11 protein-coding genes are annotated in these 7,458 nt (G+C 54.9%); 8 read left to right on the top strand and 3 right to left on the bottom strand.

The genetic code is table 11. From position 1 onward, the window contains the following. Positions 1 to 254, top strand: a 254-nt coding sequence (locus MVB78_RS04825; RefSeq protein WP_297488543.1) for a NifB/NifX family molybdenum-iron cluster-binding protein, incomplete at its 5' end; no start/stop codon positions are given. Here MVB78_RS04825 and MVB78_RS04820 read toward each other — a convergent pair. Then, on the bottom strand, positions 244 to 1,926 hold the full coding sequence (locus MVB78_RS04820; RefSeq protein ID WP_297488597.1) for a radical SAM protein: 1,683 nt from the start codon (positions 1,924 to 1,926) through the stop codon (positions 244 to 246). The two genes, MVB78_RS04825 and MVB78_RS04820, sit on opposite strands and share 11 nt — an antisense overlap. Before the next feature lie 148 nt (positions 1,927 to 2,074). Between MVB78_RS04820 and MVB78_RS04815 the strand changes: the two genes are divergently transcribed. From MVB78_RS04815 to MVB78_RS04800, 4 genes are all read left to right on the top strand, one after another. Then, positions 2,075 to 2,392, top strand: a complete 318-nt coding sequence (locus MVB78_RS04815) for a hypothetical protein (protein WP_297488539.1) — start codon at positions 2,075 to 2,077, stop codon at positions 2,390 to 2,392. Positions 2,393 to 2,474: 82 nt separating this feature from the next. Then, positions 2,475 to 2,939 carry a GbsR/MarR family transcriptional regulator gene (locus MVB78_RS04810; protein ID WP_297488537.1) on the top strand — a complete coding sequence of 155 codons (465 nt, stop codon included), beginning with the start codon at positions 2,475 to 2,477 and terminating at the stop codon, positions 2,937 to 2,939. A 108-nt stretch (positions 2,940 to 3,047) separates the two neighbouring features. Further along, the gene (locus MVB78_RS04805; RefSeq protein WP_297488594.1) at positions 3,048 to 3,758 is read left to right on the top strand and encodes an ABC transporter ATP-binding protein; all 711 of its coding nucleotides are present in this window, start codon (positions 3,048 to 3,050) and stop codon (positions 3,756 to 3,758) included. Continuing rightward, a complete protein-coding gene (locus tag MVB78_RS04800) occupies positions 3,755 to 4,705 on the top strand; it encodes a SufD family Fe-S cluster assembly protein (protein ID WP_297488535.1) in 951 nt (316 codons plus the stop codon). The genes MVB78_RS04805 and MVB78_RS04800 overlap by 4 nt, the downstream gene beginning before the upstream one ends. Here the strand turns inward: MVB78_RS04800 and MVB78_RS04795 are convergent, their stop codons facing one another. Together MVB78_RS04795 and MVB78_RS04790 are read right to left on the bottom strand one after the other, a co-directional pair. Further along, complete coding sequence (locus MVB78_RS04795; RefSeq protein WP_297488591.1) at positions 4,706 to 5,101, bottom strand: NifB/NifX family molybdenum-iron cluster-binding protein; 396 nt, start codon at positions 5,099 to 5,101, stop codon at positions 4,706 to 4,708. Between the two features lie 57 nt (positions 5,102 to 5,158). Continuing rightward, on the bottom strand, positions 5,159 to 5,488 hold the full coding sequence (locus tag MVB78_RS04790) for a helix-turn-helix domain-containing protein (protein WP_297488588.1): 330 nt from the start codon (positions 5,486 to 5,488) through the stop codon (positions 5,159 to 5,161). A 140-nt stretch (positions 5,489 to 5,628) separates the two neighbouring features. Between MVB78_RS04790 and MVB78_RS04785 the strand changes: the two genes are divergently transcribed. From MVB78_RS04785 to MVB78_RS04775, 3 genes are read left to right on the top strand one after another with little or no spacing between them, the layout of a single operon-like run. Beyond that, positions 5,629 to 5,943 (top strand): hypothetical protein, encoded by a 315-nt coding sequence (locus MVB78_RS04785; RefSeq protein ID WP_297488532.1) that lies wholly within the window; start codon positions 5,629 to 5,631, stop codon positions 5,941 to 5,943. A gap of 54 nt (positions 5,944 to 5,997) precedes the next feature. Next, a complete protein-coding gene (locus MVB78_RS04780; RefSeq protein WP_297488529.1) occupies positions 5,998 to 7,014 on the top strand; it encodes an arsenic resistance protein in 1,017 nt (338 codons plus the stop codon). Continuing rightward, a complete protein-coding gene (locus tag MVB78_RS04775) occupies positions 7,011 to 7,367 on the top strand; it encodes a putative zinc-binding protein (protein ID WP_297488526.1) in 357 nt (118 codons plus the stop codon). The genes MVB78_RS04780 and MVB78_RS04775 overlap by 4 nt, the downstream gene beginning before the upstream one ends. Positions 7,368 to 7,458 lie beyond the last annotated feature (91 nt).

Here is a 7,458-nt window from a genome sequence, read left to right as displayed (position 1 = left end):
TTACCCTCGTCCTCGTTAGGGACGGGGAGGTCGCTGGAGTGGAGGTCGTTGGGAACCCGTACAGCAGGGAACCCTACGGGGCGGGCTCAAAGGTGGCCCTGTTCCTCGTCAGCCTGGGGGTCGATGCCGTCGTCAGCAGGATGGACTGCCCGAAGGGGAAGGCCATCTTCAACGCGTCTGGCGTGAAGATAGTAAAGGTTGAGGGGCCCCTCGGGGTTTTAGAGGCCTTGGATAGGTTGGGGATCACGCACTGACCTCTTCCCCTATTCCTGCCCTCTCAAGCAGCTTCTGCGTCGTTACCTCGACGGCGCTGTAGTAGCTTGGCACGTAGAGCGTTGGCCCACGCATCACAACGCTCTCATCAACCCAGTTGACCTCGCTCAGGGCCCGCGGTTTTCCATGCTTCACTATGTCCTCCCAGAGCTTCTTGTTGAGTATGCACCCAGGATCGTCGCCGAGGAGGTCAACCGTGTAGTGGTAGGCCCTTGCGCGGCAGCCGCCGCAGATGTTCCTGTAGGGGCAGGTCTTGCAGTTTCCTGTGAAGTTGTTCCTGTCGCGGAGCAGGTTGAATATTTTGCTGTTCTCCCAGATCTCCTTGAAGGGCCTTAGCCTTACGTTGCCTACCGGCAGTGGGAGGAAGACACAGGGGACCACAGTTCCGTCAGGCTCTAAGCCCGCGTAGATTCTTCCCGCGCCGCACCCACCTATGAACTCCGCTAAGGTCTTCACTGCGCTGTTCTCGCCGATGTAGAAGTGTGCTGGAGTTACGTTTTGGCCGTGGGATTCCTGAAGGGTTATGGGGGCGTACTGTGGGGCGGTGGTTAATATCTCAAGCTTCCTCTTCTTCATCTGCCGGTAGATTATCCTCATGTACTCGTCGCGCTCCTCAGGGGAGAGGTCTACCTTAACCATGTCCTCTGCCCTCCCTGTGGGCACGAGGTTGAAGAATATGATGCGCTTCACCCCTATGCTCTCAGCCAAGTCAAGGATGTCGTCTATCTCTTGGTATGTGTCCTTGTCCATCACCACTGCCATTCCGTGGCTTACCCCGAGCTTTACAGCGTTTTCGAGGGCCTTCGTTGCGTGCTCCCATGCCCCTGGAATGCCGCGGAACTCGTCGTGCTTCTCCGGCTTTGCCGAGTCGACGCTCACCTCGACGTATTTGATGCCTGCATCTACTGCCTTCTTGAGCTTCTCCATGTCGGCGAAGGTCCAGCCGTTCGTTGCAACGGAGGTGTGTATGCCCCTGCTCGACAGCTCCTTGACGATCCTGAGGAAGTCGGGATGGATGGTTGGCTCGCCCCCGCTTATTGCCACAGCAGCTACTCCAGCCCGGTCGAGCTGATCCACCAGCATCAGCTTTTCCTCAAGCGACAGCTCGCTCGGCAGGGGTTTGTCGGCCCTCTGGTAGCAGTGCTTGCAGCGGAAGTTGCACATGTTGGTGAAGTTCCAGACGATGAGGAACGGCCCTGCGAGCTTCTGCGGTACCGTTACGCCGTACTTGGCTATGCCTTCGAGGACGACCCAGATGCCGCGCCTTATGTGCGGATCCTTCAGGAGGGCCTCTTTCACCGCTTCCTCGTCTCCGTGGGCCAGCTTTATGCCGAGCTTGAGGAGGAGCTTGAGAACATCTGCCTGGAAGCGTATCATCATCGGCTCGTTGAGGCTTTCCCCAGCGTAGACGCTGAGCGCCCAGTAGAGGGCAGGCAGCTCCCTTCCATTTATCTCGTACCTCTTCAGCATCGGCCTCAACAGGGCCCTCGACAGCGGGTTCCCCAGGATGAGTTTGAAGGCCGCCAGAGCAGTTGAGAGCTGGTTGTTTCCTTTCTTGCCTGATTCCGCCTGGGGTGTGTTCATGGCCTTGGGCATGGGGTCTTTAATGACTTCGGCGAGCGAGTCTATATCCTTGTCAGTCCATCCGTCCATCTTCACCACCGTTCTATACTTGGTGGCAGGACTATAAAACCTTTTCTATCGGATATAACAAAAATGACTGATATGTCATATATAACCGAAAAGTTTAAATACCACGGGGAGAACTATCAATTGACAAGACCTCTGGAGGTGAAGGGGGATGGCCTCTGCAAAAACCGGGTTGTGGACGGCCCTCTGCGGGGCCTGTTTGATCTTGATAGATGGTATAGCAGTGCTTGCAAGCGGTAGCTTCTACGGCTGGCACTACGGCAGCGCCAGCGTCGTCGGCTGGACAGAGATAATCCTGAGCCTCATCATCATGGGCATCGCCTACTACTACAAGAAGAGCCCGGCAGCGGTCGGCTGGAGCATCGTGATCTTATCTCTGATAACGATGCCCTTCGATGGCGGCTTCTGGACGATAGGCGCCTGGATTGCACTGATAGGCGGCGCGATAATAGCAACTGCCAAGTCGTAAATATGAAACTTTTTCGATTTATCCAAACTTTTAAATATCTATTAACCGTTTATTATTTTTAGAGGGCACAGGGGGGCCGGCGATGGTTCCAGTGGAGTCTAAGAGGAAGAGGTTCACGGAGATTGTGGAAAAGCTCCTGCTCAGGTGGGGATACAGCTCAACCGACGGCAGGGTCTACGCAACCCTTCTGGCGGAAGGTCGTCCCATGACCATCTCCGAGATATCGGATGAGCTTGGCCTCAGCAGGTCGGCGATATCGATATCCCTCAGCAGGCTCTCGCGGGACTACCTGGTCACCTACAGGCGCCTCGGCAGGACAAAGTACTTCTCCGCCGTCCCGGCTTTCCTTGAGAGCTTTATGAAGCAGCCGAGGGCAACACTTGAACGTGAAATCGTGCCCCTCGAAGAGATAGTCGAGTCAATGATATCCTCAGCGAACGACCCGGAGAGGAAGAGGCATCTTCAGGGCCTCCTTCAGAACCTCAGGAACCTTGAGTGCATCCTCAGGAAGATAATCGAGGTTGAGGAAAGGGCTGACTGCAAGTGAATGCGTCGGCCCGCAGCACTTTTTTGGAGTGGGTTCTAAACCTCAGGTTCTGGACGGTTCTGTCCAGAAAATCTTAAATTAAATTCATATTATTCCCCTTTGATGGGAATGCTGTGCCTGAGAAACGTTGACTACTCACGGGAAGGGAGGAGAATCCTCCAGGGGATAAACATGACCTTCAGGGAGGGCATGACCTACTCGATACTCGGGCCCAACGGCGCGGGAAAATCAACGATAGCGAGGATCCTGATGGGTGAGCTGAAGCCAACATCAGGGCAGGTTCTCCTCGATGGAAGGGACATAACGGAACTTGGCGTCACCGAGAGGGCGAAATTAGGGATGAGCATGGCCTGGCAGGAGCCGGCGCGCTACGAGGGGATAAGGATCAGGGAGTACCTTACCCTAGGCGGAAAGCTGAAGGTTGATGGAGACGAGATAAAGGAGGCACTTGAGCTCGTCGGCCTTCCTTACGAACTCTACGCCGGCAGGTTCATTGATAAAAGCCTCAGCGGGGGCGAGAGGAAGAGGGTTGAATTGGCTTCACTCCTCCTCCTGAAGCCGAGATACGCTATCTTAGACGAGCCCGATTCAGGCTTAGACATAACCGCCGGCGAGCTCATCGAGGAGCTCTTAAACCGCTTTAGAAAGGCCGGGACGACAGTCATCATAATCACGCACCACGAAGAAATCGCTGGAAAAACCGACTTCGCCTACTTCGTCTGCGCCGGCAGGCTCGTCAAGAAGGGCTTCTCGCGGGAGGTCGTTGATTACTACAGAAAAACCTGCGGAAGGTGCCTCTTCGTGGAGGGGTCGCCATGACGATAAAAGTGGATCGCGTGAAGGAGTACGAGGCTTTGCTCGATATATACGAGCGCGAGGGCCTTGACACGTCGCTCTTCGGGGACAGGGTCGCCGCGATAATCATCAGCGGGGACAGGATAATCGGCCTCAACAACGTTCCGGGGGTTGAGATAAAGGGCGAGGAGATAGAGAACGGGGTTAGGGCCGACGTAAGGATAGCAGACGGGGTGGAGCTCCCCTTCCCGATCCATCTCTGCACCGGCTATCTCAAGAGCGAGGGCTACCAGCGGGTTGAGTTCAACATCACCGTTGGAAAGAACTCGAAGGCGAGGTTCACCTCCCACTGCATCTTTCCCTACGCGAAGGACTTCACCCACGAGGCGATATCGAGGATAAGCGTCGGCGAGAACTCCTCTGTGCTCTACGACGACGAGCACATACACGGCGAAGGGGTCAGGATGATAAGCAGGACCGAGGTGGAAGTCGGGAAAGGGGGTCGCTACACCGGGAAGTTCTCGCTCACGAAGCAGCGCGCGAGGGAGCTTAAGCTTGAGATGACGGCAAAATTAGGCGATGGGGCCGTTGCCGAGATGACCTCAAAGGTTAAAGCTGTAAAAGACGACTCGGTCGAGATAAGGGAAGTCCTCCAGCTGGAAGGGGCACACTCAAGGGGCGACCTGAAGAGCACGGTGATAGCGTTTGACAACTCAAAGGTCAACGTCGTGAACGAGGCCTATGGTCTGGGAGATTACGCGAAGGGCCACGTAGAGTGCCACGAGGTCGTGAAGGGGGAAGCTGACGTCCAGACGATCCCGCTGTTGAGGGTGAGGAACGATAAAGCGGAACTCACGCACGAGGCCTCGATAGGGAGGATAAACGAGGCCCAGCTCGTCCAGCTGATGGCGAAGGGACTAACGGAAGAGGAAGCGGCGGAGCTGATCATAAAGGGACTTTTAGGGGAGTGACTATTCTCGCTTTTCGCAGTTTCCCCCGTGCTTTTTCTCCCGTTCTATCTTTTCCCTCCAGTTGGGGTCGACTTCGAGAACCTGCTCTATAAAGGCCTTAACAACGTCCTTAATCGGTCCGTAGGCACCGGTAACGACCGCTATTCCAAAGTCGTTGAAGTAGCCCACAGCCTTCCTTCCCATGCCGTAGGCTAAGACGACCTCTCCGCCGTGCTCCTTCACGAAGCCCGGTAGGTCTCCGGGTCCGTGCTCCTCGAAGGGAACCTCAACGACCTCATGGCCCTTAATCTCGTTGTCCTCGATATCAACGAAGACGAAGTACTTTGCCCTTCCGAAGTGGCCGCTGACGCTGCTCTCAAGACCTCTATCGTCCTCAGCGGGGATCGCGATCCTCATCTTCACCACCACACTCATGAATGTCTTTTCAAATATAAACCTTGTGCATATGCACGCTCACTCCTTGAAAATTTTTCCTGTAACGAGGTCTATCCCCATCTTCCTGACCTTCAGCTTCCAGAGCTTTTCCGGGGCGCCGCCGCCCTCCTCGCGGTAGCCGGCCATCTCGATTATCCCTGCGTCTTCGAGGGCCGAGAGGTGGTAGTAGAGCGTTGAACGCGGCATCTCAAGCCCGCGCTCCTTTAAAGCTTCATATAGTTCGTTCGTGCCCTTCACGCCTTCACTCAGAATTCTGATTATGCTCCTCTTAGGCTCAGCCAAAAGGGGCTTGAGCGCCATCATGAGGGCCTTCAGGTTGCTTTTATCAGCCCTCATCCACCTCGGCATTCCCAACACCTTCGCTTAATACTTCCCCGTTAATCCTTATAATTTTATCGCTTCTGGTGGCTGATAATCAGGATATTATAGAAAACTTTATAAATAGTTTTGTGATATTACAAATTGAAGAAAGCGGTGAGGTGGTTGAGATGCCGTTCGGTGCTCCCGGATGGAAGTGGAAGGTTGGGAGGTTCGGCTATGTGATGGAAAAAGAGCCGGACTACGAGGAGATAAAGGCAAAAACAAAGGAACTGCTCGAAAAGGCTGTCAAGGGCAACGCATGGAGAAACCCAAGGGGAGTGCTCCACGTTCCCCTCGTGGTGGAGAACCAGATAGTCGGAGAGCTGTGGGAAGACCTCGACCCGAAGGAGCTTGAGGTCGGCAGCTACTGGTTCGGGAAGTGGGGGACGAAGGTCCAGCTCGTTAAAGACGGGAGGGTCGTCGGCTTCATCTGGCTCGCATGAGCCCTTTATTTTTTTCGACCGGATGTATGAAAAATGTCTCAGGTGGTGGTTTAGATGGGAGTCGTTGCCTTCATGAGGGATAAGATGGTTTACATAGTCTTTGTCCTCATAGCCCTGTCGAGCTATGCGGGGGTTTACCACAGAGAACTTTTCATCTCGCTGAAGTGGCTGCTCCCCGTTTCGCTGTTCATGATGCTGTTCCAGCCGATGGTCTACATGGACATAAGGAAGGCCTTCACGAAGAGCACCGAAGTGAAGAAGAAGTATCTCATCCTCGTGACGCTATTTTACATAGCCCTGTTTCCGACATTGACGTGGGCGTTCCTGAAGCTCTGGCTGGCCCTCCTGCCGAACAGCGACCCGAGACTCGTCGCGGGGATGGTCCTCATAAGCCTCGCACCGCTCCCGAGTTCGGCCCCAGCGTTCACGAATTTGGCCGGCGGCAAGTTCCAGCTCACTCTCGTCGGCGTCATCTGGACGTTCCTGCTGTCGCTCTTCGTCATGCCGGTTTACGCGAAGCTCATACTCCACACGGTCATTGAGGTCCCGATGGTGGTCCTTCTCAAGTCCCTCGTCCTTTACATAATAACCCCCCTGGTCGTAGGCCAGCTCACCAAATACGCCGTTCTGCGCTGGAAAGGGGTTGATGCCTTTATGAGGCTCAAAGAACCGCTCGTTGGGGTTTCGCTCCTCGGCATGTACCTGATGCTTCCCATAGTCTTCGGAATAAATGGAAAGATGATAGCCGAGAGACCCGAGTTCATACTGGCCGGGGCGGTGATAATGAACGTCTACTTCATCCTGCGCGCGGCCATAGCTTACTTCTCCGGAAAGTCCCTCGGCTTCCCCTTCGACCAGAACGTCTCCCTCGTCTATTCAACCGGCTCTAACATGACGCTGGCGACGGCGATAGCGATTGGAACCTTCGGCCCTCTCGCCGCAGTTGGAACCGCCCTCGGCGGACCCTTCAGCGACATGCTGCTCATGATATTCTTCGTCAGGCTCTTCAACATCCTCAGGGGTAGGGTTACAGCAGGTACTCCCGCCGTTGCAGGGGGTGATGGAGAATGAGCACTGCCGTCTGCATATTCGTCTGCTCCAACTCCCTCGCGGAGATCGTGGTTAGGGAGGCGCTCAAGGTTCTCGGGGAGAGGGCAAAGGCCGTCGTCCTTGAGAGGCTTGGGGAGAGCCAGCCGGAGTGCCTTGAAGGCCGCTCAAAGGTGCTTCTGATAGACGCCTGCTCCAAGGACTGCGCTAAGGAGACCGCCGAAAAGCTCGGCATCCGCTACGACGAGTACATAAACCTCGAAGAGGAGCTGGGGGCCTCCCAGTGTTACGAACATCCCGATGTTAACGTTGTTGAGGACATAGGCCTTGCGGCGGCGCGCATTGTGAAGGAAGTTGAAGGGATGCTCGGGAGTTGAGTGTACTTTATTACCCAATTTTGACCAAAAAAGTTTAAAAATGGTTAGGTGCTCCTAATCGGTGAACTCACTTTAAAATGAAAAAATAAAC

Origin of the sequence: Thermococcus sp. (assembly GCF_026991495.1) — an archaeon.
In the GTDB taxonomy this organism is placed as follows: Archaea; Methanobacteriota_B; Thermococci; order Thermococcales; family Thermococcaceae; genus Thermococcus.
This window is presented reverse-complemented; position numbering and strand designations above follow the sequence as displayed.